Source organism: Halosimplex halobium (assembly GCF_051414055.1).
Taxonomy (GTDB): Archaea; Halobacteriota; Halobacteria; order Halobacteriales; family Haloarculaceae; genus Halosimplex; species Halosimplex halobium.
Genome location: NZ_JBLKNX010000024.1, coordinates 1 through 26,557 on the forward strand (window position 1 = coordinate 1; position 26,557 = coordinate 26,557).

Sequence of the window (26,557 nt, forward strand, 5' to 3'; positions counted from 1 at the left end):
GTCCGAGCGCGTTCCTGGTTTCGTGAGTTCCGCGAGGTTGCCCTGATGTGTGTTGTCTACAACATCAAGCGGGCTGTGAAACAGTGAAATCTACCGCCTTACAGCGATTCAACACAGCCCTTTGATCACACCACTACTCAGGAGCCGGATATTGAAGTCCTGATACGTGAATTCGACCAGCCGTTCGCTATGATGTAGTCCAGACGGACGATTCCCCACGATTCGGTCGAGAGCATCCGGGTCCACGATCTGATATAGTGGCCGGAGGTCGGTCACCGACTGACCAGTTATCTCTGTAATCACCGATACAACGATCGTACTCGGTAAAGCGTCGCTGCTGTCGAACCTCGCAATGTATGCTCCTTCTTCAGCGTCGAACGTCAGCGAGTTAATAGAGAGGTGGTCACTCTCCGTACTGCCTTCTTTGGAACTATTTCGGCCATACTCCGGCAGGTCGGGCATAGACATACGTAGATCGATAGTAAATATAAGTCACCCATCTTGATAACGGGACGCGTCAGGAACGTCCCTCAAATGGATCCCTCGAATAGGAGCTCTCAGGAACGTTTCGAGCAGCGAAACGGTCGAGCGATACGATCAATGGTTCTCAGCCGTGATACTCATCCTGTTATCTAGAGCCACCAACTATCGGGTTGGTCGTGAGAGGATGTCGCATGCTAGAGAAGGTGAAAATCGACCGGTTCGACTTGCGGCCGAAACTCATCCTGGCGTTCGTGCTCGTGGCGTTGCTGGTCGGTGTGACTGGATTGGTCGGGTACCAGGCTGTGGGGGCCGTCGATGCCGAGGCCCACGTCATCTCTGAGGACGCCGACAAGATCGACGCGTCCATGGAGATGTTGGTCGCCGTCGAGGAACAACAGGTGGCAGTCCAGGCGGCCATGCTCGGCGAGGACGGTGCCAGATCCGACTTCGAGGAGGCCAATTCCAACTTCGAAGAGTGGGCACAGAAAATGGATGAAAGCCACCTGAGCGAGGAGGAAGAACAGGCCTTCGCCGATTTGCAGTCCAGACATCAGGAGTACACGGCCGTCGCCCAGGAGGCGTTCGACGCAGGAGAAGCCGGTGACACTGAGCGTGCCAGACAGCAAATGGCAGAACTGGACCCGATACTGACCGATGTGCGCGAGGACGCACATACGCTCGAAGAACTCGCTGTCGAGGACAAAGACACAGCAGTCGCGTCGGCGGATAGCACCACAGCGACGGTCCAGTGGTTGCTTCTCGGACTGACTGTCGGGTCGTTCGTCCTCGCGATCGCCATCGGCCTGTTCGTCGCTGGACGGATCATCCCGCCGATCACGAGGTTGGAGGAGACTGCACAGGCTGTCAGTGCCGGCGAGCTCGACAACGATCTCGACAGCCACGTCGAAGACGACGAACTGGGTCGGATGATCGAGGCGTTCAGTGAGATGCAGTCGAACCTCCGGGGTGTTTTCTCGCAGATCGGAACCGCAAGTCGAGGCTTGCGACAGGGCGATCTTGGCTGGGAGTTCGAGGCCGACTATCCGGGCCAATACGGGGAGACCGTCGACGATCTCAAGGCGGGTGCCGACGAACTCGCCGGGAGTTTCGAGGCGATCCGGAGTGTGAGCGACGACCTCCAGCAGGGCGTCATCGATCAGAACATCGACACCGACCGCCCCGGGGAGTACGGCGAAGTGCTGGAAGACCTCGCGACCGGGACCACACAGTTGTCCGAGAGCTTCACACAGATCTCGGCCGCGAGCCAGGGTCTCAAAGACGGACGACTCGATCAAGACATCGACACCGACTACCCCGGGTCGTTCGGCACGGCATTGCGTGATCTCGAGGACGGGATCGGACAACTGAACAGAAGCGTCGAACGCGTCCAGGCGATCGCGGACGACGTCGCGACCTCGAGCGAGGAAGTGGCGAGCAGTTCGGAGGAGATCGAAGAGGCCAGCGAGCAGGTCGCGGAGTCCGTCGAAGAGATCTCACACGGGGCGGACACGCAAAGCGAGAACCTCCAGGAGGTGGCCGGCGAAATGAACGACATGTCCGCGACAGTCGAGGAGATCGCTTCCTCGGCCGAGGAGGTGGCTTCGACTGCCAGCACGGCCGTCGAGCGTGGCGAGACGGGCCGCCAGTACGCATCGGAGGCGACCAAGGAGATCCAGTCCATCGAAACCCGGGCCGACGAGGCAGCCACGCAAGTCGAGACGCTCGACGAGAAGATGGACCAGATCGGCGAAGTGGTCGAGATGATCACCGAGATAGCCGAACAGACCAACATGCTCGCACTGAACGCCTCGATCGAGGCCGCCCGAGCCGGCGAGGCGGGCGAAGGGTTCGGAGTCGTGGCAAACGAGATCAAATCCCTGGCAGAGGAGGCTGCCGAAGCGACTGCCGACATCGAACAGCGCATCGAGGAAGTCCAGGGGACGACGGAGGATACCGTCGAGGGGATGCAGCAGATGAGCGACCGCGTCGAACGCGGGTCTGACACGATCGAAGACGCCATCGAGATGTTCGACGAGATCGCCAACGCCGTCCAGGAGGCCGAAAGCGGCATCCGAGAAATCAGCGACGCCACCGACGACCAGGCGGCCTCCTCCGAGGAAGTGGTTTCCATGGTCGACGAGGTCTCCAGCGTCAGTCAGCAGACCGCAGCCGAGGCGAGCAACGTCTCTGCCGCGACGGAAGAACAGACCGCCTCCCTGTCCGAGGCCTCGGAGAACATCCAGCAACTGTCCGGTCTCGCCGAAGACCTGCACGACCAGGTGTCGGATTTCGACACTGGATCAGGCGTAGGTTCCGCAATCGAGGCGTCACCGGGATCGCCGGCTGCGGCCGACGGCGGGCACCACACGTCTGATACGGGCGGTCGGACGCCAGATCACGATGGAGAGATGTGAACGCATGGGATCTCACCAGATCCTCGAGTTCACACTCGGGGAGGAACAGTACTGTCTCGATATCGAATACGTAACCGAGGTCGTCAGCCGATCGAAACGAGATGTGACGCCGATCCCGGATTCGCCCCCGCACGTCGAAGGGGCGATCGACCTCCGTGGTGAGACCACGAGAGTTATCGATCCGAGTACCAGACTCTTGCCAGATGGCTACGAGGACGATGGAATCAGTCAGGAGCGGATGATCGTCTTCGGCGACGAAAGAGCGACGGGCGCACGTTCCGGCTGGGCGGTAACGGACGTGCTCCGGATCTCGACGATCGATCCCGACTCTGTCGAAGCAGTCGACGAGGAGATGGTTAATGGTATCGTCACCCGGGAGGACGGACACGTCGTCTGGATAGATCCGGAAACCATCTCGGCTGAAACATGAGTAAGGCAAGGACCCTGACTGAGACAGTGGAAATAGTGGAAGTCCTTCATGTCGATGACGAACCCGATTTCGTCGACCTCACGGCGACGTTTCTCGAGCGGGAGGACGACCAGTTCACTGTCGAGGCAGTGACGACCGTCGATATAGCGTTAGAGCGAATAGACGACCGCCGGCCCGATTGTATCGTTTCGGATTATAATATGCCCGGCATGAACGGACTCGAGTTCTTGCAGGCTGTTCGAAAGCGGTATCCCGACCTGCCGTTCGTCCTGTTTACCGGTAAGGGTAGCGAGGCCATCGCCAGTGATGTCATCGCTGCCGGTGTCACCGACTATCTCCAGAAGAGCTCTGGCACCGAGCAGTACGAACTCTTGGCCAACCGGATCCGCAATGCTGTCCGGGCACGACGCGAGGCACAGCGGGTCGACAGACAGCAACAACTGGCGCGGCTGACGGAGCTTGCCGGCGACACCGGTGGATGGGAACTGGACAGAGAGAGCGGGGTTGTCCTGCTGACGGCTGGCACCCGACGAATCATCGGGTGGCCTGACCAGGCGGAAATATCTCTTGAAGAGGCGATAGCACTGTTCCACCCGGACGACCGCGAAAACATTCGGCACACACTCACCAGGGCCTTCGAGACGGGCGAGGAACTGCACAACACGTGGCGACTTCAGCCAGGGGACGGCGAGGAGCGTCTGATAGAAATGACGATCACTCCGGTCGTAGAATCCGGTGGGAAGGTAACGACACTCCGTGGCGCTGGTCACGATATCACCGACCGCAGGGACCGTCGGCAGGAACTCGAAAACCACGAGACGATCATCGAGGTGTTGGCCGACGCCGTGTATATGCTCGACGAGGAGGGACGATTCACATATGTCAGCGACGAACTCGTCGAGTTGGTCGGCTACGACCGGGAAACCATTCTCGGAAGCACGCCGTCACTCATCAAGGACGAGGATGCCGTCGAACGGGCGGAACACCACTTGGGTCGGTTGCTGTCGGGTGACGGTCCGAAGACGGTAACATTCGAAGTGACGATCCAGCCATGTGACGGCGACCCGATCGTCTGTGAGGATCACATGGGTGTCCTTCCCTACGAAGGTGACGAGTTCGACGGGTCAGTCGGGACACTCCGAGATATCACAGAGCGCAAAGAGCGTGCACGGAAACTCGAACGGCAAAACGCCCGTCTCCAAGAGTTCGTAAGCGTCGTCAGCCACGATCTGCGAAACCCGCTGAACGTGGCCCTGGGGCACACGGAATTGGCACAGCGAGAGTGTGATAGCGAGCACCTCGATACCATCGGTGACGCGATCGACCGGTGTCAGGCACTCGTGGAAGATCTGTTGGCACTGGCCCGGAGTGGGAAGGCAATTGGAACTACGGAGCCGGTCACCCTGTCGGAACTGGCCGGGGAGTGTTGGCAGACGACGCCGAGTGCGGACGCAACGCTCGCTGTCGAAACAGACCAGACGATATCGACTGACCGGAGCCGACTTCAGCAGATGTTCGAGAATCTCTTCAGGAACGCCGTCAACCACGGAGGTGGTGAGGTAACGGTGACCGTCGGGGAGATAGCTGACGGGGTCTACGTCGCGGACGATGGAGCGGGAATCCCCGACGAAGAACGCGACGATATTTTCGAGGCCGGCTATTCGACCGCTGACGATGGCACTGGATTCGGTCTCGCAATCGTCAAAGAAATTGTGGAGGCACACGGCTGGGAAATCCGCGTGACTGATAGCGAGTCGGGCGGCGCACGCTTCGAGATCACTGGCGTCGAAGTGACGGACTGAACCGTACCAACGTTCAGGTGGTTCGTTCCACCGAATCCCGTTATCTAGGCCGCCGACTTATCCACCTCGAACCCGTTGTGATTATACGAGATACCGTGTCTGACCGCTCCCGTGACACCCCGACCGAGGAAATCGATCTGGTGGCGTCAGGTATCCCCGAATTGGACGAACTACTCAACGGAGGGCTCGTTCGGGGTCGGACGTACCTCGTCCAGGGCGCATCGGGAACGGGGAAGTCGCTGCTCGGTCAGCACTTCCTGCGAGCGGGACTCGATGCCGACGAGACAGTCGTCTACATCCACGGTGAAGAGTCCAGAGACGACATTCTCGTCAACGCAGCACGGCTCGATGTCGACATTCGGGATGCCGAGTTTTTGGACATCGGGCCCGGAACGGACTTTTTCGCCGAGGACAAGTCCTACAACCTGGTCGAAGCGAGCGAAGTCGAATCCGAGCAATTCACACAGGATATCAAACAGGTAATCGAAGATGTCGACCCGGCCCGAATTCTCATCGACCCGATCACCCAACTCCAGTACGTGGAACGGGACGAATACCAGTACCGGAAGCGGTTGCAGTCGCTCATCCGGTTTCTCCGGGACCGGCAGGTGACGACAGTCGCAACGCGAACACTCGACAGGGAGCGCACTCGCGAGACCAGACACGACGATTTCGAATCGCTGAGCGACGGCGTCGTCAACCTGTCTCTCGACGAGCACGAGCGCCGGATCGCCGTCCCGAAACACCGTGGTCTCGGCCAGATCGACGGGACCCACGGACTGGAAATCCGCGAACACGGGATCGAAGTCTACCCACAGACCATCCCGAAACACGACAACCGAACGTTCGACCCGGAACTGATCCCGACCGGACACGAAGCTCTCGACGGACTCCTCGGTGGCGGGATCGAACGCGGGACCGTCTCGTTTATCAGCGGGCCGACCGGCATCGGCAAATCGACCACCGGCTCACAGATACTTTCGGGCATCGTCGAAGACGGTGGGACAGCGCTCGGCTACCTCTTCGAGGAGTCGATCGACCAGTTCGTCCATCGCTCGGAAACCCTCGGACTCCCGGTCTCGGAGATGCGGGCGCAGGGATCACTGGCGCTGACAGAGACCGAACCGCTCGTGCGTTCGGCCGAGGAGTTCGATCGGCACGTCCTCGACCAGGTCGACGAACACGCGCCGGATGCGGTGTTCATCGATGGGCTCTCGGGCTACAAGATCTCGCTCCAGGGTGACGATCAGCGACTTGTTCGCCGGTTACACGGCCTCACCAGGGTTCTCAAGAACCGCGGTATTGCAGTCATTATCACGGACGAGGCGGACCGCCTCACCGGGATTCCGGAAGCTACGAGTACGAACACCAGTTACATCGCGGACAACATCTTGTTTCTCACGTATGTGGAAGTCGACGGCGAACTGGACCGAGCGATCGGTGTTGTAAAAAAGCGACTCGGGGATTTCGACAGCCGGTTCCACCGGTTCGCGATCGAGTCCGGCGAGGGGCTGGTTATCGAAGGACCGTTCGATACCGTTCGGGGGATCATGCAGGGTAGTTCAACGCATCGCGTTCCAGACGAGTCCAACCAGACAACTGACCAATCATGACCGACCGGTCGAGTCGCAAATTGAGCGAGCGACACACGATACAACTCTTGATTCACGGGGACAACGACCGGGAAGCCATCGAAGAATTTCTCGACGAGCGGTACGACGTCATCACCGACGACACGCTTCAGCCCGTCGATTGTTACCTCGTCGACGGACAGACGGTACCAAGGTATCGGGACGCATTACGGGAGCACAAAAAAGAGGCCCACCCGACCTTCACGCCTGCCCTGTTGATCCAACAGGAAGGGTCGAGGGGAACGGTCCCGTTGCCGTCCGAGCAGAACGGCGACGGGCCACCGCTCGTCGACGAGGTCGTGTCAGCACCCGTCGACCGGACGACCCTGTTTCGTCGGGTCGGGAATTTGTTGGCCCGGCGCGAGCAGTCGGTGGAGTTGTCCACGCGCTACGAGGACGTGCAGATTCGATTTCAGCGGCTGTTCGATTCGACGAACGACGCGATCTTCGTTGTTGCTCCATCTGGTGACGAGATCACCGAGTGCAATCCCGCAGCGTGTGACCTCGTGGGGTATTCGCATGACGAATTGCTCTCAGTATCCCCGGCTGAAACGATCCACACCGACGATCGCGAGTGGTTTCAGTCCTTTCTCCAGCAGGTACAGGAGGCGGGGCAGGGATCGACCGACGACCTCACGTGTCAGACGAAGGAGGGAGAAACACGACAGTTGGAGGTGTCGGCTGCGACGCTCGAGGATTCCGACCAGTCACCGATAATCCTCTCTGCACGCGACGTGACAGACCGGAAAGCGTACGCACGAGAGCTCGAACTGAAATCCCAGGCGATGGACAAAGCGCCCGTCGGGATCACCATCACCGACCCCGACCGAGAGGACAACCCGATGATCTACGTAAACGAGGGATTCGAAGCGCTGACGGGGTATACCGAGTCTGAAGCGCTGGGACGCAACTGTCGGTTCCTCCAGGGTGAAGCAACTCGAGAGGAACCAGTCGCCGAATTGCGCACGGCAGTCGAGAAAGACGAGCCGGTGTCCGTGGAACTCCGGAACTACCGAAAGGACGGCAGTCAGTTCTGGAACCGCGTCAGTATCGCGCCGGTGAGAGACGACGCCGGAACCGTCGAGAATTACGTCGGGTTCCAGGAGAACGTATCCGAGCGCAAAGAGCGCGAAATGGACTTACAGCTGTTCAAAAAAGCCGTCGAGAACGCAGGACATGCAGTCTTCATCACTGACAGGGAGGGCACTATCGAGTACGTGAATCCGAAATTCGAATCCCGAACAGGCTATACTCGTGAGGAAGCCGTCGGTCGGACCCCCCGTATCATCAAGTCAGGCAAACAGGACGAGGAGTTCTACGATCAGATGTGGCAGACGATCCTTTCGGGCGAGCAGTGGAATGCAAATCTCATCAATCAGCGCAAAAACGGGGAGCTGTACCACGTCGACCAGACGATCTCGCCCATCGCGAACGGCGATGGAGAAATCACGCACTTTGTCACGATCGAGTCCGACGTGACGAATCGTCGGTTGCGCAAACAGCAACTCGACGTTCTTAACCGCATCCTCCGCCACAATCTCAAGAACGCAACGAACGTGATTCAGGGCCGGGCCCAACTACTCCGCGAATCGCTGGGCGATGACGAACATCGGGCGAACGTGCGGACGATCGAGCAACGGGCTGATGCCCTGGAATCGCTGGGTGACAAAGCCGAAACTGTGCGCTCGCTGTTCGAAAACGAATTTTCAGCTGAGACCGCTACCAACGTGACGGAGTTAGTTACAGATGTCGTCACCACCGTTTCTGAAGAGTATTCGACCGCTTCATTCGATATCGATGGTTCTGACCCGCTCTACGTTCGAGCGGATAGCCGGTTGAAGGTGGCAGTGAAGGAACTACTGGACAACGCCGTCGTCCACAACGACCAACCCAAACCAGAGGTAACGGTCACCACCAGACCGTCCAGGGAAAAGCGGTCTGAACAGTGGATCGACATCGAAATTTTGGATAATGGACCGGGTATCCCGGACCAAGAACTGGAGACGATCAAACAGGGCGAGGAAACACCGCTCCAGCACGGCACCGGACTCGGGCTCTGGATCGTCTACTGGACTGTCTCGCTGTACGGCGGCGAAGTCACCTTCGTGGACAACTCACCCCGTGGGACAGCAGTCGTATTGAGCCTCCCCCGGGTGTCCACCGACTCGTCCGTTCGGGCAACGCACGCCGAAAACCACTGACCAATGGAAGACACTGAGACATCGGAAACGCGGAACGAGAATCGGACGGATCGGTATCGGACTATCCTTGAAGAGTCGAACGACATCGCCACGATCATCGACACTGACGGAACGATGACGTACGTGAGCCCCGCCGTCACACGGGTTCTCGGCTACGATCCCGAGGAATTAGTCGGGAACTCTGGCTACGAATACGTCCATCCCGACGACCGGGAGAAAAACGCCGAGGCGGTCGAAGCCGTTCTTGAGACTCCGGACGAACCCCAGACCGTCGAAGTCCGATTCAAACACGCCGACCGGTCGTGGTGCTGGATCGAAGCCACGATGCAGAACCGGCTGGAAGACGATGTCATCGACGGGATTCTACTCAACAGCCGGGAGATCACCGAGCGGAAAGAACAGGAACGCGAACTCCGCGAACTGGCTGGAGAGTACGAGGCACTCCTCAACAATGCAGAGGACGCGATTTTCCTCGTCGATGTCGACGTTTCAGACGACGACATTACGTTCGAATTCGCCCGTCTCAGTCCGGAATACGAGCGACAGACCGGCCTCACCACCGAAGAGGTGCGGGGAGAAACGCCTCGTGATGTATTCGGTGAGCAAGAGGGAGCTGAACTCGAAGCAAACTATCACCGGTGTGTCAAAGCACGCGAGCCGATCTCGTATCAGGAAGAGCTAGAAATCGATGAAGAGGCGCGCATCTGGCAGACGAATCTCGCACCGGTACTCACCGACGGCGACGTAACCCGTCTCGTAGGAATCACCCGGAACGTCACCGACCGCGTCGAACGGGAACGACAGCTTCGTCGGCAAAAGGAGCGGCTCGACGAGTTTGCGAGCGTCGTCTCCCACGACCTGCGCAACCCGCTCAACGTCGCACAGGGCCGCGCAACGATCCTCGATGAACAGACAGAGAGCGAACATCTCGACCCACTCCTGCGGGCACTCGACCGGATGGAAGCTATCGTCGAGGACACGCTGACACTCGCTCGTCAAGGTGAGACGATAGACGAAACGGAGTCGGTCAGTCTGACCGATCTCGTCGGGAACTGCTGGGGAACGGTAGACACAGACGCGGCGACCCTCGAGATAACTGATGAGATGACATTCCAGGGCGATCGCGACCGATTACGGCACGTGTTCGAGAATCTGTTCCGAAACGCTATCGAACACGGCGGCACGGACGTGACCGTTCGTGTCGGACGTGTCGGTGAAGACACTATCTACGTCGAAGACGATGGGTCCGGGATCCCCGCAGATCGGGGCGAGGAGATTTTCGAACCGGGCCATTCTTCGACGAATGATGGCACCGGATTCGGACTAACCATCGTGAAGCGGATCGTAGAGGCTCACGGGTGGACGGTGTCTGTGACAGACGGGTCTGAGGGTGGGGCGCGGTTCGAGCTCGTGATGTCACAATCGGAGGGATGACCCGTACTCAGACACGGCACTGTCGTCCATGCATTGAGACGACACCCGCTATGGAGGGGGCGATATGCGTATCTCACCGATATTCCGAAATCGACTGGGAAGGCACGTAGTATCCGATTTCATCGATCCACGTCGACAGCCACTCGTCGGCAGTTGGCTCATCAATCTTTCCAGCATCGATCGCAGCCAACAGAACCCCGACCGACCCGACAACGGTCACGCCTTGGTCTTTCACAAACGATCGGGCATCCCCGTCGTCGGTCAGTAGACGACCGTCCGCAGCGTCTGCCACGGCAAACGCCTGTGTTTCACCGGGATCGAGATGGTCATTGACAACCGCTTCTCTGTTTGCGACGGTGTTCGGAATCGTCGCGACCTGAATCTCGTCGTCGAGTGTATCGAGTGCCGACTGAAGATATGGGTGGTTATACACTGAACAGGCGCAATACCACGGCCTTCAGGCCGTGGATACGCGCCGTCACTTGTGCTCACAGTCCACCGTTCAAACGCCGTCACCGAGTTTCCCATAGTGACGTTTAAGTGATAGGACGCCCTACTGAGGAGGAGGAATCGGTCGGAACGGAGCGGATTCCGAACCGTCCTTCGGAGGTGGCCTGTCCACCCACGTAACGAGGTCGTTCGAAAATCGCAGATTTTCGTGATCACGAGAGACGGAGTCTCTCGGACGACAGTATCCGAAAGGGCAGTCGGTGAACACACATGCTAGAAGCGTGTGCCCGTGCCGACTGCTCAAAGCAAAACAGACGATACCCCCAAGTCCGGTGACGCGTGCCGGCGTCCCCGTGGCAAAAACAACACCGGGACGCCGTACACGGTCGAGGAGAGGGGTAACGGCGGTTTGGCACTGCCAGCAGTCCACCAGTCCGATACCGTGGGACTACCCGTGCCCGAACGGGCTGGGAGTCCGGTGATTGGGCTGCGAACCTGAAACTCCCACCGCTCGGGATTCCTCCGCGTTCACGCGGAGGAGGATGTCAACCCTTCTTGAAGCCGACGAGGAAGCCGCCGGTGAAGCCGGCGCTGACCGGGATGACCGACAGCAGGCTCACGACGATCCCCGGCGGCTGATTCGCGGTCGCGGCGTCGGTCGCGGCGCTGCTCGCGTTGACGAGCCCCGCCGAGAGGCGGTCCCAGTCCACGATCAGGATGCCCTGCGACTCGAGGAACTTGAACAGCGCCAGTTCGAGGCCGACGAGGATCGCGATGATCTTCGCGACCTTCTTCGCCGTGAAGCCGATCAGTCCCCCGATCACGGCGCCCGATCCCAGTTCCAGCCCGATCTGTTGCAGGCCGATGTCTACCATATCCGACCCGGTGACGGCGGCGGAATAAGGCTCTTGTGCCCGCCGGCCGGCGCGTAGCCCCGGCTTACCGGGGCCGGCCACGGGTCCGTGATCACGGGATATTGAGGTCTGAGCCGGTAAGTCGGCGGGCTGTCGGATCCGTCGGCGGCAAGCGACCAGAGTTTAAATACGCGGGTGACGTAGCCACGCGCGAGTGACGGAGACAGGATCCGAACGGCGGGCTGTCGTCGCCAAGCGCGTCGACAGCGGACGGGCCAACACGACGGAGATCCGCGACCTCGCGCGCGCGGCCGGCTACGACGTGGTCGGCGAGGTGACCCAGACCAGGAAGGAGGACCCCGCGACCCACATCGGGGAGGGGAAAGTCGCGACGCTGGCGCGCCGGGTCGTCGAGACGGAGGCGACGGTCGTCGTCTTCGACAACCAGCTCGGCCCCTACCAGACGTACAACATCGGCAACGAACTCCCGGAGGGGGTCAAGCTGGTCGACCGCTTCCGGCTCATCCTCGAGATCTTCGGCCAGCGCGCCCAGACGCGCAAGGCCCAGCTACAGGTCGAGCTCGCGGAACTGCGTTACGAGCTCCCGCGCGCGGAGGCGAAGGCCAGCCTCGCCCGGCGCGACGAGCGGCCGGGGTTCATGGGGCTGGGCGAGTACGACGAGAGCCGCGAGCAGGACATCAAGGCCCAGATCTCCCGCATTCGCGACGAACTGGAACAGATCGAGGAGACCGAGGAACACCGCCGGGCCCAGCGCCGCGAGTCGGGGTTTGACCTGGTGGCGCTGGCCGGCTACACGAACGCCGGGAAGTCGACGCTGCTCCGGCGGCTGGCCGAGGACGTCGAGGTCGACGAGAACGAGGACCTGCATCCCGACCTGGACGCGACCGCCGAGTCCGAGGACCGCCTGTTCACGACGCTGGGAACGACGACTCGCCGGGCCGACATGGACCAGCGGGACGTGCTCGTCACCGACACGGTCGGGTTCATCTCGGACCTGCCCCACTGGCTGGTCGAGTCGTTCAAGTCGACGCTCGACTCGGTCTACCGGGCGGACCTGGTCCTGCTGGTCGTCGACGTGAGCGAGTCGACAGAGGAGATCCGCGAGAAGCTCGTCACGTGTCACGACACCCTCGCCGAGCGCAACGAGGCGCCCATCGTGACGGTCCTGAACAAGATCGACACGGTCGACGCCGAGGAGGTCCAGCGCAAGCGGGAGGCGCTGTCGGCGCTGGCGCCCAACCCGGTCGCCGTGTCGGCGCGGACCGGCGAGAGCGTCGACGACCTCCGCGAGCGGATCCACGCGGAACTGCCGGACTACGAGCGCGAGCGGCTCGTCCTGCCGATGACCGACGACACGATGTCGCTCGTCTCGTGGATCCACGACAACGCCCACGTCGACTCGGTCGACTACGGCGACCAGGTGGTCATCGAGTTCGAGGGCCGCCCCGCGGTCGTCGAACGGTCGCGCTCGAAGGCCGGTGACCTCGTCGAGGCGTCGGCCTGAGACTGCTGGGGCCGGCCTGTCGACCGGCCCCGGGCGCCGGTCAGTCCGCGTTTTGCTCGTTCCCCGAATGTTCCTCCCGCCAGTCGAGCGCCCGTTCGCGCAGTTCCCGACAGCGCTCGCCCTCGACGGTCAGGTCCGGGACGGCCACCGGCGAGCCGTCCTCGTCGATGGCGACGAAGACGAACTGCGACTCGGTGGTCATCTCCTGTTCGCCGGTCCGGGGGTTCTCGCGGGTCGCCCGGAGGTGGACGTTGACGCTGGAGCGCCCCTCGTCGAAGACGAACGACTCGATGACGACCACCTCGCCGGTCGGGATCGGCCGGTGGAAGTCCATGCGGTCGATCGAGGCGGTGACGCAGGGCTCGCCGGCGAATCGCATCGCCGACATCGCGCCGAGCTCGTCCATCCACTTCATCACGTTGCCCCCGTGGACGGTGCCGTAGTTGTTCGCGTGGTTGGGCTGGACGCGCCACCGGTTCTCCAGGTAGGTGTCGCTGACTTTCGGCATGGTCCGACAGAGGGGCGGGAGGCTTGTCGGTCTACCGGCGCCGGTCACGTCGCCGGGCCGGTCACGGCTTCACGAGCACCTTGATCGCCTCGCGCTCGTCCATCGCGCGGTACCCCTCGGCGATGTCCTCCAGCGAGACGGTCTTGTCGAAGATGGGCGACGGGTCGAGGGTCCCCTGGAGGACGTCGGCGAGCAGTTCGTCGGCGTAGGCGCGGACCGGCGCGACGCCGCCCGCGAGGGTCACGTTGTCGCCGAAGAAGTCGAACAGGTCTAGCCCCTCGTCGAGACCGTGAGGGACGCCGACGTAGCCGACGGTCCCGCCGGGACGGGCGACGCCGGCGGCCGTCTCCATCGCGCTCGCGGCGCCGACGCACTCCAGGACGTGCTCGGCGCCGCCGTGGGTCAGGTCGGTGACGTGGCCCACCACGTCGTCGACGCCCTCGGACCCGCCCAGTACCGTCTCGGTGGCGCCGAACTCCTCGGCGATGTCCAGGCGGTCCTCGTGGTGGCCGACGGCGACGACGCGGGACGCGCCAAGCCGTTTCGCGGCGAGCACCCCACAGAGGCCGACCGCCCCGTCACCGACGACGACGCAGGTGTCGCCCTCGCCGACGCCGGCGCTGACCGCGGCGTGGTGGCCGGTCCCCATCACGTCGGTCAGCGGGAGCACCGACCGGAGGGTGTCCTCGTCGTCGGCGTGGCGGTCGGGGATGCGGACGAGCGTCCCGTCGGCGTGGGGCGAGCGGACGTACTCGCCCTGTGCGCCCCCGTTGTCGCCGCCCCAGCCGTCCCCGTTCACGCAAGAGGTGTGCAGGCCGCGGCGGCAGAACTCGCACTCGCCGCAGCTGACGACGAAGGGCGCGAACACACGGTCGCCGGGCTCGACGCTCGTCACGTCCTCGCCGACCTCTTCGACGATGCCCATCGGTTCGTGGCCGATGCGGGAGGGCGTGTCGCGGTCGTCCTCGCCCCGGTAGGGCCACAGGTCCGAGCCGCAGACGCAGGTGTGGGTGACCCGGACCAGCGCGTCACCGGGGTTCTCGATCTCGGGGCGGTCCACGTCGTCGACTCGGATGTCCCGCTCGCCGTGGTAGATGGCTGCGCGCATACATGCAGTCGTGAGTGCGCTACGGGCAAAAAAGCGAAGGAACCGGACACCGCCGGACCGGCGCTCGAATCGAGGCGGAGACCGACCGCGGTGACCGCCGAGCGGGTCGCTCATACGGATGATTGCAAGCGTTTTCCGGGTCGACCGCACCCAGTCGTGCGGTCGATCCCGGAATGTCTTGCAATCATCCGTATCAGTCCAGCACCGTCCCGAGATGTTCGGCGACCCCGTCGCCGATGGCCAGCATGCCCTCGTCGCCGGGGTGGAGCACGTCCCACGTCAGGTCCGAGGCCGAGACCACGTCGGTCCCCTCGACGAGCGAGAGGTTGTCGTGGGGCGACTCCGCGACGACCGAGCGCAGCGCCTCACGGAACTCCCTGGCGCGGTCGGAGTCGCCGCTCTCGGTCACGTCCGCGAAGTAGGGGAACAGCGTCACTGCGACGACTGGCTTGTCCGGGTGAGCGCCGGCGACGGTGTCGACGAAGTACTCGACCCGCTCGCGGAACTCCGCGGTCGAGAACTCCGCGTTGGCCATGTTGACCGACAGCGCCAGCGTCGCAACGTCCCAGTCGTCGCGCTCGGCGATGTAGTCGGCCAGCTCCGGTTCGCAGTGGGCCGACCCCGACGATCCGAGGTTCACCGCGTCCAGGCCGCAGTTGCGCGCGACCCGCGAGACGTAGCTCAGGTGGGCCGCCGACGCCTTGGCGCCCTCGGTGATCGAGGTGCCGTAGGCGAGGTAGCGCCGGTCGGGAAGTTCCCCGGCCTCGGGCGGGCGGCAGTCGCCGGCCACGCCGTGCAGCGCGACGGGGACGATCCGCTCGGGGACGATCCGGCAGACCCGCGGGTCGAAGCGGCCCGTGTCGACCGACCCGTCGAGTTCGGCCAGTCGGTCGGGGACCGAGAGCGTCAGCGTCTCCGTTCCGGGACCGACCTCGCGGACCTGCCAGGGCTGGAACGACCCCCAGAAGACGCGCATCTCCGCCCGCTCGGGCGTCGAGAGCGTCACCTCGACCCCGGCGTCGTCGCTGTCGGGTACGAAGCGGACCTCGCTGTGGGAGACGCAGGACAGCCGCTCGCGGCCCATGTCGGTGAGCGACTCCCGGACCGACGCGGGGACGCGACAGAGTCGGTCGCCGCCGTCGGTCCACTCCGCGGGCTCGGTCTCGGCAACGTTGTGCAGGGAGACGGAAGGGTGCGTGCCGGTCATTCGACCGACCCGTGGACGGCCCGGGACATACCGATTCCGCCTCCGGCGAGGGCGGCCGGCAGAACAGGGTGGTCGGCACGCGACCCGAGTGTGGTGCACGACGAAGAACTACAGCGGCCGCTTGGTCTTCTCGACGACTTCGACGGACTCGATCCCGGTCTCCGGGTACTCGCCGTCGGCGTCCTTCTCGGCCGACTTCACCATGTCCCAGACGACGTTGAGCCCGGTCGTCGTCCCTTCGAGCGCCTCCATCTCGCAGCCGGTCTTGCCGGTCGTCTCGACCGCGACGGTGAGCTCGATCGCGTCGTCGCCGAGGGAGAAGTCGGTGTCGACGTTCGTGACCGGGATCTGGTGACACATCGGGATCGTCTCCCAGGTGTGCTTGACCGCCTGGATCGCGCCGATCCGGGCGGTCGCGAGCACGTCGCCCTTGTCGACCGCGTTGTCCCGGACGGCGTCGACGGTTTCGGGACGGAGCCGGATGACCCCGCGGGCGACGGCCCGCCGGGCGGTGTCGGGCTTGTCGCCCACGTCGACCATCTGTGCCTCGCCCGACTCGTCGGTGTGGGTGAGGTCGGCCGCTTCCGTCCCCTCTCCTGCTCCGTCGTCGCCGCTCACGCCTCGCCACCCCGGTCGGTCCAGAGGACGGCGGGGATCTCGTCGTGCAGATCCGTCGCGGTGAGCCCGTTGTTGTTGCGCTCGAAAGCGCGGTCGCCCGCCTTGCCGTTGGCGTAGGCGGCCATCGCGGCGGCGTGAACCGGCTCCTGGGTCGCCGCGAGCGCGCCGGTGATCCCCGCGAGCACGTCGCCGGTGCCGCCGACGGTCATGCCGGCGTTGCCGGTCCGGTTGACGCGCGTGGTCTCGCCGTCGGAGATCACGTCGTACTTCCCTTTGACGAGGACCGTCTGGCCCAGGTCGGCGGCGAAGTGCTCGACGTAGTCGGTCCGCTCCTCCCAGTCGTCGGTGACGCGTCCGCCCATCTCCGCGAACTCGCCCTGGTGGGGGGTGCAGATCAGGTCGGCCTCGGTGTCGACCTCCGGCACGCGGGAGAGCGCATCCGCGTCGACGACCGCGGTTCCGGAGTACCCCGAGAGGATCCCCTCGACCGCCTCGAGGGTCTCCTCCTCGTCGCCCAGGCCCGGCCCGATGACCACGGTGTCGTGGTGGCGGGCCATCTGGAGGAGGAACCCGACCTGCTTGGGTTCGAGCTGTTTGCCCTGGTAGGGACGGACGATCAGGTCCTCGCCGAACCCCTGGAGCTCGCGGCCGACGACCATCGGACAGGCCACGCGGACCAGGTCCGCCCCGGCGCGGAGCGCGGCCTTCGCCGACAGGGCGGGCGCGCCGGCGTAGGGGCCGCCGCCGACGACGAGCACCTCGCCGTTCTGTCCCTTGTGGCTCGACGGGTCGCGGTCGTCGAGCCGCATCAGGTCGCCCCGCTCGACGAACCGCTCGGCGGCCGCGGGGATGCCGATGTCCGCGACGGTCACGTCGGCGTCCAGCTCGGCGAGCCCGGGCTTGGTGTCGTGGAACGTGACCACGCGGTCGGCCTCGACGGCCGTCTCGGCCAGTTCGCCGGTCTCGGCGTTGAGGCCCGAGGGCACGTCCACCGCGACCACGGTCGCGTCGCTGTCGTTGATCGCCGCGGCTGCAGTGCGTTCGGGTTCGCGCAGGTCGCCCGCGATGCCAGTCCCGAGCATCGCGTCGACGACCACGTCGGGGTCACCCAGGTCGAAGCCGGCGGAGTCGCGGACGGTCTCGGTGTCGTACTCGCCGGCCGCGAGGGCCGCCCAGTTCTCGCGGGCGATGTCGGTCGCGATCGTCTCCGGGCGGCCCAGCAGGCTCGTCGTCACGTCGTAGTCGTCGAGAAAGCGGACCGCGACGAAGGCGTCGCCGCCGTTGTTCCCCCGGCCGGCGACGACGCGGACGCTCGCGCCCGGGTCGGCGGCCTCGCGGACCGCGCGGGCGACGGCGTGGCCGCTGGACTCCATCAACTGCTTTCGCGGGACCCCCATGGCCGCGGCGTTCTCGTCGACCACGGCCATCTCGCTGCCCGTAATCATGGACGGGCGTTCGCCCGCCCCCGGGAAAAGGGTGGGGGCAACCGGCCGTCGGTGCCGCCTGTTTCACCGGACGGCGGCCGGACGCCGGTCACCGCCGGATCTCGAACCCGTCGAGCCCCTCCGGCTCGCCGTACTCCGCCTCCACGTCCTCGACGCGCGCCCGGTCGCTCCCCTCGTGGCACCACTCGACCATCGCCTCGACCGCCGGCTCGGGCCCCTCGAAGACCGCCTCGACGCGGCCGTCGTCGAGGTTCTTCACCCAGCCGTCGACGCCGCGCTCGCGGGCCTCGTCGCGAGTCGTCGCGCGGTAGAAGACGCCCTGTACCCGTCCCGTGACGTACACGTGCGCTCGCGTGCGGTCTGTCATATCCGACGGTTACACGCCCGCGCTGAAAAAACCGTCCTGGCTCGGTCCGGCCATGCCCGGTGGGGCGTTCGACGGCCGGCGCCGTCGCTCTCGAAGCCGATTTGTACACCTGTCGATACAGCCGTCGACAGATGGACGATAGCGGAGTAATTCGCCGGGTCGATGCCGGAAGTTCGAGGAAAATCGCGGAAAACTCCGGCGTGTTCCAACAGTACTTTGGTGGTCACCCCCCGAAGCGTGAGCATGAGTGACGAGGAGCTGAACCGCGGGCTGGAGGGTATCAGGGTCGCGGAGACGCGACTGAGCGACATCGACGGCGAGGCGGGCGTGCTCACGATCGGCGGGTTCCCGGTCGACGAACTCGCGCGGTCGGCCACCTACGAGGAGAGCGTCTTCCTGCTGTACGAGGACCGATTGCCGACGGCCGACGAACTCGACGCCTTCCGTGCGGACCTGGCGGGCCGTCGCGAAATCGGCGACGAAGTGAAGGCGGTCCTGCGGCGGGCAGCCGAGGAGGAGAAACCGGCGATGGACGCCCTCCGGATGGGCGCCGCGGCGGCGAACCTCGGGACCGGCGAGAGCGAGCCCGAGGCCGACGCCCGGCGGGTCGTCGCCGTCTTCCCGACCATCGTCGCGACCTACTGGCGCTACCGGGAGGGCGCCGACCCCGTCGAACCCCGCGAGGATCTGCGCCACGCGGCGAATTACCTCTACATGCTGAACGGGGAGGAGCCCGACGAGGCCGCGGTCCGCGGGCTGGAGACGTACCTCAACACGGTCGTCGACCACGGGCTGAACGCCTCGACGTTCACCGCCCGCACGGTCGTCTCGACGGAGTCCGACGTGGTCTCGGCGGCGACCGCGGCCGTCGGCACTCTCAAGGGCCCGCTCCACGGCGGGGCGCCGGGTCCCGTCCTCGACATGCTCGAAGAGATCCACGAGTCGGGCGACCCCGAGGGGTACGTCCGGGAGAAACTGGCGGCCGGCGAGCGGCTGATGGGCTTCGGCCACCGCGTCTATCGCGTCCGCGACCCGCGGGCCGCGGTGCTGGAGGCCGCCGCCGCGGAGTTCTACGAGGAGGCGGGCGACTCCGACTTTTTCGAGACGATCAAGGAGTTCGAGGACGTCGCCGTCGACCTGCTCGCCGAGCACAAGCCGGGCCGGGACCTGGAGACGAACGTCGAGTTCTACACCGCCGCCCTGCTCGACGGCGTCGGCGTCCCCAAGGAGCTGTTCACGACCTGCTTCGCGATCTCGCGGGTCGGCGGCTGGACCGCCCACGCGCTCGAACAGCTCGACGACAACCGCCTCATCCGCCCGCTGTCGGCGTACGTCGGCGACCACGACCGCTCGTGGACGCCCGTCGACGAGCGGTAGCCGGCCCGCTCCGTTCCGCGTCTCGTCGCTCTCTCCACCCTTCCACGCTACCGCAGGTAGTGGAACACGTACGTCTGGGAATATCCCGCGTACTCGCCGCCGAAGGCCGCGCGGATGGCGCGGGAGGTGTCGGCGTAGTTGCCACGGTCGCAGTCGGGGTAGTACTCCTCGATGGTCGTCCGGATCCAGGTGTCAAGCGGGACCGCCTGGAGGTAGTCGAGCGCGAACAGCAGGACACAGTCGGCCACCTTGTCGCCGACCCCGACGAAGCGGGTGAGCGACTCGCGGGCGTCCTCGTAGTCCAGCCCGGCCGCCTCTTCGGGGTGGGCCTCGCCGTCGGCGACCATCCGCGCGGTGTCGCGGACGTACGGCGCCCGGTAGCCCAGGCCCAGGTCGCGGAGTTGGGCCTCGGTCGCGGCCGCGAGTTGCTCGGGCGTGGGGAACGCGTGGTAGGTCCGGCCGTCGAACTCGACGGGCGATCCGAACGCGCGTTCGAGTTCCCGCTGCATCCCGTGGATGCGGCCGACGCGCATCTGGGCCGAGCAGATGAACGATATCAGCGACGGGAAGGCGGGGTCGTCGACGAGGCGCATCCCCCAGTAGGCGTCGAAGGCCGACTCGACCACGTCGTCGTCGGGCGTCGCCGCCCGGATCGCCGGGAGGTCGTCGTCGAGGCGCAGCCGCCCGCGGAGTATCGGGACGGCGTCGACCGACGACTCCCACTCCAGGCGGTCGTCGACCTGGCGGACGCGGACGACGGCCGGGTCGCCGTCGACGCGGACGACGGTCTCGTACCAGGCGTCGCCGCCGTAGGCGCCCGTCTCGTCGTACATCCGGCCGTCGGCGCGGTCCCAGAGGTACGACTGGCCGCTCTCGACGGTCGACTGCAGGTCGAACGGACCGGGGAACTCATCGAGGGCGAGCGCGCCGCGTTCGACGGTCATACCCGGGCCAGGCGTCGGGGTGCCTTCGACCTTTCGAGAGCGCCCCGACGGGGGCGGCTCGACTCGCTGGTAACCGCCCCGACGGGCCGGGTGTGTGTCGTGCTATCGAGGCGAACCTTCATGTCACTGCGAGGCGAAGGCGGGCATATGAACTGCAGAGTCGTCGTCGAGGCCGCCGTCCCGGTCTACGACGTGGAGACGGCCGACGAGGCGGTCCGGATCGCCATCTCGAAGACGGGCGAGATGCTCAACCCGGACCTCAACTACGTCGAGATCAACATGGGCGAGCGGTCCTGTCCCCACTGCGGCGAGGAGCTCGAACCGGCCTTCATCGCCGCCGACGAGAGCCTCGTCGCGCTCGAGCTGGAGATCACCGTCTTCAACGTCGAGCGCGAGGAGCACGCCGCCCGGATCGCCCGCAAGGAGATCGGCCAGCGCCTCGAGAACATCCCGCTCGAGGTCCTCGAGATCGAGCAGGTCGACGAGGACGGCGACGGGGACGAGGAGGAGTCGGGAGACGACGAGAGCGAGCCCGCGGCCGACGAGGGGGAGGAGCCGGTCCGAGAGGACCCGGGCGACGAACGCGGCGACGGGGGGTCGGCCGACGAGCGGGGCGACGACGTGTTACCCGAGTTCGAGGAACTCATCGACGAGTCGTAGCGGCGCTCTACACCGGCCGGTAGCGGGATTCTCGCGGTCGTACTGGGAGGTTCGGAGCGGCGCGACGCCCCCGGGAGTGACAGCGACGCCACTGGGCGGTCGGGTGTCGGGAGGACGGGACGAGTCGATTCGTTCAGTCCGCGGAGGCCGGGACGCGCTCGCGCGTCTCGGTCTCCATCTCCGAAGTGATGCCCTTCGCCAGGGCGAAAACGGCGTTCTTGTGGTCGGTCTTCGACTTGTGGATCGAGGTCGGCCGTACGCCGAGAGAAGTGTACTCGTCGTGTTCCACCTCTTCCCCTGTCTCCATTTCGTAGTGGTTCTCCACCTGAGCAAGCAGGCCGTGAAGGTGAATGAGCTCCTGCTTTTTCATAGTCGTCCCGTCCTAACCACTGGAGGTTAATAGTAGTATCCTGAGTCGCGTTAACACACACCTGCTTAAAAACCGTGTACAAAAGCCTCTCGATATCGGTTTCGGCGGCCGGGAGCGAACGGGGTGGGGTCGTCGACAGGGTGGCAGTGGTCGGGCGGTCCCGACGTGAGCGACCGTCGGCGGTCCGGACCCGAACGCCGGGTGCGCGGCCGCGGGGTTGAAAGACTTTTAGGCGGGGACGGGCTTCTCACGGGTATGGACTACGACGACATGCTCGACCGGGCGATGGAGGAGACGCCGGAGATCGAGGGGAGCTCCGACCGGTTCGAGGTGCCGGACCCGGACATCCGCCAGGAGGGTAACGTGACAGTATACGAGAACTTCCAGGACACCTGCGACCGCCTGGGCCGCGAGGACGACCACGTCATGCAGTTCCTCCAGAACGAGCTGGGGACCAGCGGCCACATCGACGAGAGCGGCCGCGCGCGGCTGACCGGCGAGTTCAGCGAGCGCCGCGTCAGCAACGCCGTCGACGAGTACGCCGACGAGTTCGTCCTCTGCCCGGAGTGTGGCCTGCCGGACACGCACTTCGAGCGCGAGGGCGGCGTCCTCCTCCTCCGCTGTGAGGCCTGCGGCGCGCGGTCCGCGACGAGCGGCTAGCTCAGTCGCTTCAGCGTCTGCAGGTCCCGGTCGGTCCGCGTGAACTCCGCGAGCCGCCGGCTCGCGTGGCAGTTGGGGCAGTGAAAGAGGTCGGTGTGTTCCGGCAGGTCCGTCGGCGTCGACTCCCAGTCTTTGGTACACTCGGGGCAGAGCAGTCGGACGTACGCTTCCTCCATGCGTGATATCCACACGCACGACGAATACAAAAAGGCTTGTGCGGCGAGCGACGGGACCGGCGACCGGGTGCGGCCGGCACACCGACGGATCCGCGGTGGGCCAGCTACCGGACAGTCAGGCCGGGGCGTCGACGGATTCGAGCAGTTCCTTGTAGCGATTGCGGATGGTGACCTCGGAGATGCTGGCGACCTCGCTGACCTCCGACTGGGTGACCTTCTCGTTGGTCAACAGGGCGGCGGCGTACACCGCGGCGGCGGCGAGGCCGACCGGGCTCTTCCCGCTGAGGATGCCCTGGTCGCGCGCGCTCTCGATGAGCTCGCGCGCCCGGCGCTCGGTGTCGTCGCTCAGCGCCAGGTCCGAGACGAACCGCGGGAGGTAGCTCTCGGGGTCCGCCGGCTTGATCTCCAGGTTCAGCTCGCGGACGACGTAGCGGTAGGTCCGCGTGAGCTCCATCTTCTCGACCCGGGAGACGGCGGTCATCTCGTCTAAGCTGCGCGGCGTGTTGGCCTGCCGGGCGGCGGCGTACAGCGCCGACGTGGCGACGCCCTCGATGGAGCGGCCGGGCAGGAGGTTCTCCTCCAGCGCGCGGCGGTAGATGACCGAGGCCGTCTCGCGGACCGTCTTCGGGAGGCCCAGTGCGGAGGCCATGCGGTCGATCTCGCCGAGCGCCTGCTTGAGGTTACGCTCCTTGGAGTCGCGGGTGCGGAACCGCTCGTTCCAGGTGCGCAGCCGCTGCATCTTCTGGCGCTGGTTCGACGACAGCGAGTTGCCGTAAGCGTCCTTGTTCTGCCAGCCGATGTTGGTCGACAGGCCCTTGTCGTGCATCATGTTCGTCGTCGGCGCGCCGACGCGGGACTTCTCGTCCTTCTCCGAGGGGTTGAACGCCCGCCACTCGGGGCCGTGGTCGATCTCGTCCTCCTCGACGACCAGGCCGCACTCCGAACACACGGTCTCGCCGTGCTCGGTGTCGGCGTCGACCCGACCGCCGCACTCGGGGCACTCGTGCTCGCTGGTCGACTCCTCCTGCTCCGCCCGCAGCCGTTCGCTCGTCTGTTCCTCGGCGCCGGTTCGAATTGTCGTGTCGCTCATGATTGGTCTCCGGAGCGGCTCACCGGTGGCGAAAGCCATAAGAATCCGATGCCGCGGTTCCTAACACTACGTAAGTCCGAAAAACTCTTAAATGTTTCGATGATGGTGGCGTGACAACTGGTCCCAAATGACGAGATACCGCGGCCGTCACGCTCTGTTCCGGCGGTTTCGAAGTTCGGGGCGACGCGGGGGATGTCGTGGGTTCGAGCCGTCGGCGGCTGGTGGCAGGAGGGGGCTCGAGGGGAGGTCCGTCGGTCGGGACGGCTGTCGGCCGGCCCGCCGGTCAGGTACGTTCGACCCGCAGGAGCACGACCGCGAAGACCCACATGAAGACCGCGCCGACGGGGACGGTCGGCTGGTGCTGGAAGAACATCGCCGTGGCGACCGAGAAGGCGACCGCGAGGACCGCGAAGCAGGCGCCGAACACGCGGACGGGGTCGAGCGTCAGCCTGGCCGCGACGGCCCCGGGGACGGCGCCGGCGAGCGCGTCCGGCGCCCCACGGGCGATCCGTGTCTCGGCCCGCTCGGCGGCGGCTTCGAGCTGTTCGTCGCGCGCGTAGTAGACGAGACTCAGCAGGAGCATGCACCCGAAGAAACCGGCGGTGGCGAGCCAGAGCCGCCCCTCGGGCACCTGGTTCGGGGGGACGAACCCCGGGATCTCGGGGACGAACTGGACGAGCCCGTCCAGCGACTGCCGGCCCAGCGCGACCCCGAAGAGGTAGTGGAACTGCAGGAAGACGAACCGGATGTTGACGACGGTGAAGGTGCCGTCGAGCCAGGAGGGCGACTCGCGCAGCACCGACACCGACCACGGCAGGAGGGCGGTCAGCCACGTCGCGAGAACGGCCAGTTCACCGGCGTACTCCGAGCGGACCCACATGGCCAGACTCGCCGTCCCCGCCCGTATAAAAGCTACCGGCTCCCGGGGCAGCCGTCGGCCGCGGCGCGACGGGCGCTGTGGCCGGGTCCGGGCGGGCGGCGCAGCGCGCGGTGGGGGTCGGCTGTGGCGCGGTCCTCCGGGGCCGTCCGGAGCCGGCGCGGTCGATGTCGGCGTTACGTTCATGCACGCCCGCTCCCTAGTGGGGGGTGTCGAATGAGGCGCGATTACGTCACGCTGGAACTCCGTCACGTCGACCGGGACGGCGACCGCCTGCCGACGGCCGCGTTGCGCTACGACGGCCCGTCGGACCTCCTCGAGGAGCGCCTCACGGACGCCGGGGGCGACCGGCTGGACCGCGACCGCGTCGACGTCGCCTTCCGCTTCCGGGCGGCCGGCGACGACGACGCGGCCGGCGTCTTCAGCCTCACCAACCGGGTGACCGGCGAGTTCGTCGTCGAGGTCAACGCCGACGCCGACGCGGTGCGGGAACTCGTCGACGCCGCCCGGCGCGAGGACGACCCCGACGACGCCGACGGCTGCTACCGCGTCGTCGTCGAGCGCGACGGCGAGACGGTCGCCGACTTCGAGAAACGAACCCTGCTCGTCTACGACGACGAGGGGAGCCTCCTCCGCCAGCACAGCCTCATCCCCAGCGGCGTCGAGCTGTGACCCGGCGGTCCCCGGACCCTACACGCCCGCCGGCCGCCCGTCGCTGACCGCGCCCGTCGGCCGCCCCTCGTCGCCCGTCACCCGACCGTTCTCCGCCGAGTCCCGTCTGGCGGCCGCTCCCCCTCGGCCGCCGGTCGCCGTCCTACCCGTCGAGTGCCGCGACCAGCGCCGGCAGCGCCGCCGTCGCGTCCGCCCGGAGGTCGTAGTCCGCCCGCCCGGAGTACTCCGTCTCGTCGAGGTTCACGACGGCCAGCGTCGCGCCCGAGTCGGCAGCGATCTCGGGCAGCAGCGCCGCCGGCCGCACCGCCAGCGACGACCCGACCGCGAGGAACACGTCGCAGCGCCGCGCGGCGGTCTGGGCCCGGTCGAACGCCTCGTCCGGGAGCGCCTCCCCGAACAGCACCACGTCCGGCTTGAGGACGCCCCCGCAGTCGCAGGTCGGCGGCCGCTCGCCGTCGCGAACGCGCTCGAAGACGGGGTCGGCCGGTCCGGTCGAGCCGCAACGGTCACAGACCACGCGGGCGCTCGTCCCGTGGAGTTCGACCACCGACTCCGAGCCCGCGGCCGCGTGCAGACCGTCGACGTTCTGCGTGAGGAGGGTGTCGAGGCGGCCCCGCGATTCGAGCGTCGCCAGCGCCTCGTGGGCCGCGTTCGGCTCGACGCCGTCGCCGTACAGCGTCTCCCGGAGCGCCAGCCGGTCGGTCCAGAACCCCTCGGGGTCGGCGTCGAAGCGCCGCCGGTGGAAGTCCGCGGGGTCGTGGGTCTCCCAGACCGGGTCGGGTCCGTCGTCGCTCGACTCGCCGCGGAACGGCGGGATCCCCGACGGGACGCTCACGCCCGCGCCGGTGAGCGCGACGACCCGCTCGGCCGCTTCGATCTCGCTCGCGAGCGTCGACAGCGCCGCCCCGTTCGCACCTTCCACGTCCTCGGCGTCGTTGCCGTCCATATCCGCGGGGACGGGCGAGACCGGGAAAAGTCACTCGTCGCGCTGCGCGGGCGGAAACGGACTGAAGTCGGCGGTCGCTACGCGGCGCAGTCGCTCTCCGGTGGCGAGCGAACGATGGAAAGAGAAGGTGGGTGGAACGGCGGAAAGGTGGGGTGGAATCGGTGGGGTGGGTGTGGTGGGTGGGGTGCGGCGCCGGAGGGCGCCGACACGTGTAATCGATTTCGGCGGCAATAAGTGCCTTGTGGCCCAATTTTCGTGAACGATACTCCCCGGAGTACTTAACTCCCAGCCGGGCGAGATGAGCGGGA

The 26,557-nt window shown here is 65.5% G+C and carries 25 protein-coding genes and 2 pseudogenes; 12 read left to right on the forward strand and 15 right to left on the reverse strand.

What is annotated here, in order from left to right:
- Positions 1-87 (forward strand): annotated as a pseudogene (locus tag ACMGFG_RS21290) (IS5/IS1182 family transposase); the annotation flags it as partial.
- Positions 88-108: 21 nt separating this feature from the next.
- On the opposite strand, the gene ACMGFG_RS21295 reads toward ACMGFG_RS21290, so the two are convergent.
- Entirely contained in the window at positions 109-462 is a 354-nt protein-coding gene (locus ACMGFG_RS21295) for a HalOD1 output domain-containing protein (RefSeq protein WP_436932310.1), read from the reverse strand.
- Positions 463-674: 212 nt separating this feature from the next.
- Here ACMGFG_RS21295 and ACMGFG_RS21300 point away from each other — a divergent pair, with 212 nt between their 5' ends.
- The 6 genes from ACMGFG_RS21300 to ACMGFG_RS21325 all read left to right on the forward strand — a co-directional run bounded on the left by ACMGFG_RS21300 (position 675) and on the right by ACMGFG_RS21325 (position 10,395).
- Entirely contained in the window at positions 675-2,897 is a 2,223-nt protein-coding gene (locus tag ACMGFG_RS21300) for a methyl-accepting chemotaxis protein (protein ID WP_436932311.1), read from the forward strand.
- A complete protein-coding gene (locus ACMGFG_RS21305; protein ID WP_436932312.1) occupies positions 2,884-3,327 on the forward strand; it encodes a chemotaxis protein CheW in 444 nt (147 codons plus the stop codon). The genes ACMGFG_RS21300 and ACMGFG_RS21305 overlap by 14 nt, the downstream gene beginning before the upstream one ends.
- The gene (locus ACMGFG_RS21310; protein ID WP_436932313.1) at positions 3,324-5,129 is read left to right on the forward strand and encodes a PAS domain-containing sensor histidine kinase; all 1,806 of its coding nucleotides are present in this window, start codon (positions 3,324-3,326) and stop codon (positions 5,127-5,129) included. The genes ACMGFG_RS21305 and ACMGFG_RS21310 overlap by 4 nt, the downstream gene beginning before the upstream one ends.
- Before the next feature lie 95 nt (positions 5,130-5,224).
- A complete protein-coding gene (locus ACMGFG_RS21315) occupies positions 5,225-6,742 on the forward strand; it encodes an ATPase domain-containing protein (RefSeq protein ID WP_436932314.1) in 1,518 nt (505 codons plus the stop codon).
- A complete protein-coding gene (locus tag ACMGFG_RS21320; protein ID WP_436932315.1) occupies positions 6,739-8,961 on the forward strand; it encodes a two-component system sensor histidine kinase NtrB in 2,223 nt (740 codons plus the stop codon). Before ACMGFG_RS21315 ends, ACMGFG_RS21320 begins: the two co-directional genes overlap by 4 nt.
- Before the next feature lie 3 nt (positions 8,962-8,964).
- Positions 8,965-10,395 carry a PAS domain S-box protein gene (locus ACMGFG_RS21325; protein ID WP_436932316.1) on the forward strand — a complete coding sequence of 477 codons (1,431 nt, stop codon included), beginning with the start codon at positions 8,965-8,967 and terminating at the stop codon, positions 10,393-10,395.
- A gap of 73 nt (positions 10,396-10,468) precedes the next feature.
- Here ACMGFG_RS21325 and ACMGFG_RS21330 read toward each other — a convergent pair.
- Together ACMGFG_RS21330 and ACMGFG_RS21335 are read right to left on the reverse strand one after the other, a co-directional pair.
- Positions 10,469-10,828 (reverse strand): annotated as a pseudogene (locus ACMGFG_RS21330) (PIN domain-containing protein); the annotation flags it as partial.
- A gap of 562 nt (positions 10,829-11,390) precedes the next feature.
- Positions 11,391-11,720, reverse strand: coding sequence for an FUN14 domain-containing protein (locus ACMGFG_RS21335; protein WP_436932317.1), 330 nt, complete (start codon positions 11,718-11,720; stop codon positions 11,391-11,393).
- A 193-nt stretch (positions 11,721-11,913) separates the two neighbouring features.
- On the opposite strand from ACMGFG_RS21335, the gene hflX reads away from it, so the two are divergent.
- Positions 11,914-13,224: a GTPase HflX gene (gene hflX / locus ACMGFG_RS21340; RefSeq protein ID WP_436932318.1), complete on the forward strand. Its 1,311-nt coding sequence runs from the start codon at positions 11,914-11,916 to the stop codon at positions 13,222-13,224.
- Between the two features lie 40 nt (positions 13,225-13,264).
- Here hflX and ACMGFG_RS21345 read toward each other — a convergent pair whose 3' ends face one another.
- From ACMGFG_RS21345 to ACMGFG_RS21370, 6 genes are all read right to left on the reverse strand, one after another.
- Complete coding sequence (locus tag ACMGFG_RS21345; protein WP_436932319.1) at positions 13,265-13,732, reverse strand: acyl-CoA thioesterase; 468 nt, start codon at positions 13,730-13,732, stop codon at positions 13,265-13,267.
- Positions 13,733-13,793: 61 nt separating this feature from the next.
- Positions 13,794-14,840: a zinc-dependent alcohol dehydrogenase family protein gene (locus ACMGFG_RS21350; RefSeq protein ID WP_436932320.1), complete on the reverse strand. Its 1,047-nt coding sequence runs from the start codon at positions 14,838-14,840 to the stop codon at positions 13,794-13,796.
- Positions 14,841-15,033: 193 nt separating this feature from the next.
- Positions 15,034-16,047 (reverse strand): SGNH/GDSL hydrolase family protein, encoded by a 1,014-nt coding sequence (locus tag ACMGFG_RS21355; protein WP_436932321.1) that lies wholly within the window; start codon positions 16,045-16,047, stop codon positions 15,034-15,036.
- A 108-nt stretch (positions 16,048-16,155) separates the two neighbouring features.
- Positions 16,156-16,665: a cyclic pyranopterin monophosphate synthase MoaC gene (gene moaC, locus ACMGFG_RS21360; RefSeq protein WP_436932322.1), complete on the reverse strand. Its 510-nt coding sequence runs from the start codon at positions 16,663-16,665 to the stop codon at positions 16,156-16,158.
- Positions 16,662-18,110, reverse strand: coding sequence for an NAD(P)H-hydrate dehydratase (locus ACMGFG_RS21365; RefSeq protein ID WP_436932323.1), 1,449 nt, complete (start codon positions 18,108-18,110; stop codon positions 16,662-16,664). Before ACMGFG_RS21365 ends, moaC begins: the two co-directional genes overlap by 4 nt.
- Positions 18,111-18,198: 88 nt before the next feature.
- Positions 18,199-18,477 (reverse strand): acylphosphatase, encoded by a 279-nt coding sequence (locus ACMGFG_RS21370; RefSeq protein WP_436909750.1) that lies wholly within the window; start codon positions 18,475-18,477, stop codon positions 18,199-18,201.
- A 243-nt stretch (positions 18,478-18,720) separates the two neighbouring features.
- Between ACMGFG_RS21370 and ACMGFG_RS21375 the strand changes: the two genes are divergently transcribed.
- Positions 18,721-19,854, forward strand: a complete 1,134-nt coding sequence (locus ACMGFG_RS21375) for a citrate synthase (protein ID WP_436932324.1) — start codon at positions 18,721-18,723, stop codon at positions 19,852-19,854.
- A gap of 47 nt (positions 19,855-19,901) precedes the next feature.
- On the opposite strand, the gene ACMGFG_RS21380 is transcribed toward ACMGFG_RS21375, so the two are convergent.
- Positions 19,902-20,798, reverse strand: a complete 897-nt coding sequence (locus tag ACMGFG_RS21380; RefSeq protein WP_436932325.1) for a DNA-3-methyladenine glycosylase family protein — start codon at positions 20,796-20,798, stop codon at positions 19,902-19,904.
- A 147-nt stretch (positions 20,799-20,945) separates the two neighbouring features.
- Between ACMGFG_RS21380 and ACMGFG_RS21385 the strand changes: the two genes are divergently transcribed.
- On the forward strand, positions 20,946-21,458 hold the full coding sequence (locus tag ACMGFG_RS21385) for a DUF555 domain-containing protein (RefSeq protein WP_436932326.1): 513 nt from the start codon (positions 20,946-20,948) through the stop codon (positions 21,456-21,458).
- Positions 21,459-21,591: 133 nt separating this feature from the next.
- Here the strand turns inward: ACMGFG_RS21385 and ACMGFG_RS21390 are convergent, their stop codons facing one another.
- Positions 21,592-21,828 carry a UPF0058 family protein gene (locus ACMGFG_RS21390; protein WP_135364216.1) on the reverse strand — a complete coding sequence of 79 codons (237 nt, stop codon included), beginning with the start codon at positions 21,826-21,828 and terminating at the stop codon, positions 21,592-21,594.
- Between the two features lie 255 nt (positions 21,829-22,083).
- Here ACMGFG_RS21390 and ACMGFG_RS21395 point away from each other — a divergent pair, with 255 nt between their 5' ends.
- Positions 22,084-22,488 (forward strand): translation initiation factor IF-2 subunit beta, encoded by a 405-nt coding sequence (locus tag ACMGFG_RS21395; RefSeq protein ID WP_436932327.1) that lies wholly within the window; start codon positions 22,084-22,086, stop codon positions 22,486-22,488.
- On the opposite strand, the gene ACMGFG_RS21400 is transcribed toward ACMGFG_RS21395, so the two are convergent.
- From ACMGFG_RS21400 to ACMGFG_RS21410, 3 genes are all read right to left on the reverse strand, one after another.
- Positions 22,485-22,664 (reverse strand): DUF7836 family putative zinc-binding protein, encoded by a 180-nt coding sequence (locus ACMGFG_RS21400; RefSeq protein ID WP_135364218.1) that lies wholly within the window; start codon positions 22,662-22,664, stop codon positions 22,485-22,487. The two genes, ACMGFG_RS21395 and ACMGFG_RS21400, sit on opposite strands and share 4 nt — an antisense overlap.
- Positions 22,665-22,779: 115 nt before the next feature.
- Entirely contained in the window at positions 22,780-23,754 is a 975-nt protein-coding gene (locus ACMGFG_RS21405; protein ID WP_436932328.1) for a transcription initiation factor IIB, read from the reverse strand.
- Between the two features lie 283 nt (positions 23,755-24,037).
- On the reverse strand, positions 24,038-24,634 hold the full coding sequence (locus ACMGFG_RS21410) for a DUF7549 family protein (protein ID WP_436932329.1): 597 nt from the start codon (positions 24,632-24,634) through the stop codon (positions 24,038-24,040).
- Between the two features lie 213 nt (positions 24,635-24,847).
- Between ACMGFG_RS21410 and ACMGFG_RS21415 the strand changes: the two genes are divergently transcribed.
- Complete coding sequence (locus ACMGFG_RS21415) at positions 24,848-25,303, forward strand: DUF5793 family protein (protein ID WP_436932330.1); 456 nt, start codon at positions 24,848-24,850, stop codon at positions 25,301-25,303.
- A gap of 142 nt (positions 25,304-25,445) precedes the next feature.
- Here the strand turns inward: ACMGFG_RS21415 and ACMGFG_RS21420 are convergent, their stop codons facing one another.
- A complete protein-coding gene (locus tag ACMGFG_RS21420) occupies positions 25,446-26,249 on the reverse strand; it encodes an SIR2 family NAD-dependent protein deacylase (RefSeq protein ID WP_436932331.1) in 804 nt (267 codons plus the stop codon).
- Between the last annotated feature and the right edge of the window lie 308 nt (positions 26,250-26,557).

What these genes read in the sequence shown, in the direction of transcription:
- ACMGFG_RS21295 (WP_436932310.1), bottom strand. Translation starts at nt 462, where the DNA reads ATGCCCGACCTGCCGGAGTATGGCCGAAATAGTTCCAAAGAAGGCAGT.
- ACMGFG_RS21300 (WP_436932311.1), top strand. Translation starts at nt 675, where the DNA reads ATGCTAGAGAAGGTGAAAATCGACCGGTTCGACTTGCGGCCGAAACTC.
- ACMGFG_RS21305 (WP_436932312.1), top strand. Translation starts at nt 2,884, where the DNA reads ATGGAGAGATGTGAACGCATGGGATCTCACCAGATCCTCGAGTTCACA.
- ACMGFG_RS21310 (WP_436932313.1), top strand. Translation starts at nt 3,324, where the DNA reads ATGAGTAAGGCAAGGACCCTGACTGAGACAGTGGAAATAGTGGAAGTC.
- ACMGFG_RS21320 (WP_436932315.1), top strand. Translation starts at nt 6,739, where the DNA reads ATGACCGACCGGTCGAGTCGCAAATTGAGCGAGCGACACACGATACAA.
- ACMGFG_RS21325 (WP_436932316.1), top strand. Translation starts at nt 8,965, where the DNA reads ATGGAAGACACTGAGACATCGGAAACGCGGAACGAGAATCGGACGGAT.
- ACMGFG_RS21335 (WP_436932317.1), bottom strand. Translation starts at nt 11,720, where the DNA reads ATGGTAGACATCGGCCTGCAACAGATCGGGCTGGAACTGGGATCGGGC.
- ACMGFG_RS21345 (WP_436932319.1), bottom strand. Translation starts at nt 13,732, where the DNA reads ATGCCGAAAGTCAGCGACACCTACCTGGAGAACCGGTGGCGCGTCCAG.
- ACMGFG_RS21350 (WP_436932320.1), bottom strand. Translation starts at nt 14,840, where the DNA reads ATGCGCGCAGCCATCTACCACGGCGAGCGGGACATCCGAGTCGACGAC.
- ACMGFG_RS21355 (WP_436932321.1), bottom strand. Translation starts at nt 16,047, where the DNA reads ATGACCGGCACGCACCCTTCCGTCTCCCTGCACAACGTTGCCGAGACC.
- ACMGFG_RS21365 (WP_436932323.1), bottom strand. Translation starts at nt 18,110, where the DNA reads ATGATTACGGGCAGCGAGATGGCCGTGGTCGACGAGAACGCCGCGGCC.
- ACMGFG_RS21370 (WP_436909750.1), bottom strand. Translation starts at nt 18,477, where the DNA reads ATGACAGACCGCACGCGAGCGCACGTGTACGTCACGGGACGGGTACAG.
- ACMGFG_RS21375 (WP_436932324.1), top strand. Translation starts at nt 18,721, where the DNA reads ATGAGTGACGAGGAGCTGAACCGCGGGCTGGAGGGTATCAGGGTCGCG.
- ACMGFG_RS21380 (WP_436932325.1), bottom strand. Translation starts at nt 20,798, where the DNA reads ATGACCGTCGAACGCGGCGCGCTCGCCCTCGATGAGTTCCCCGGTCCG.
- ACMGFG_RS21385 (WP_436932326.1), top strand. Translation starts at nt 20,946, where the DNA reads ATGAACTGCAGAGTCGTCGTCGAGGCCGCCGTCCCGGTCTACGACGTG.
- ACMGFG_RS21390 (WP_135364216.1), bottom strand. Translation starts at nt 21,828, where the DNA reads ATGAAAAAGCAGGAGCTCATTCACCTTCACGGCCTGCTTGCTCAGGTG.
- ACMGFG_RS21395 (WP_436932327.1), top strand. Translation starts at nt 22,084, where the DNA reads ATGGACTACGACGACATGCTCGACCGGGCGATGGAGGAGACGCCGGAG.
- ACMGFG_RS21400 (WP_135364218.1), bottom strand. Translation starts at nt 22,664, where the DNA reads ATGGAGGAAGCGTACGTCCGACTGCTCTGCCCCGAGTGTACCAAAGAC.
- ACMGFG_RS21405 (WP_436932328.1), bottom strand. Translation starts at nt 23,754, where the DNA reads ATGAGCGACACGACAATTCGAACCGGCGCCGAGGAACAGACGAGCGAA.
- ACMGFG_RS21410 (WP_436932329.1), bottom strand. Translation starts at nt 24,634, where the DNA reads ATGTGGGTCCGCTCGGAGTACGCCGGTGAACTGGCCGTTCTCGCGACG.
- ACMGFG_RS21415 (WP_436932330.1), top strand. Translation starts at nt 24,848, where the DNA reads ATGAGGCGCGATTACGTCACGCTGGAACTCCGTCACGTCGACCGGGAC.
- ACMGFG_RS21420 (WP_436932331.1), bottom strand. Translation starts at nt 26,249, where the DNA reads ATGGACGGCAACGACGCCGAGGACGTGGAAGGTGCGAACGGGGCGGCG.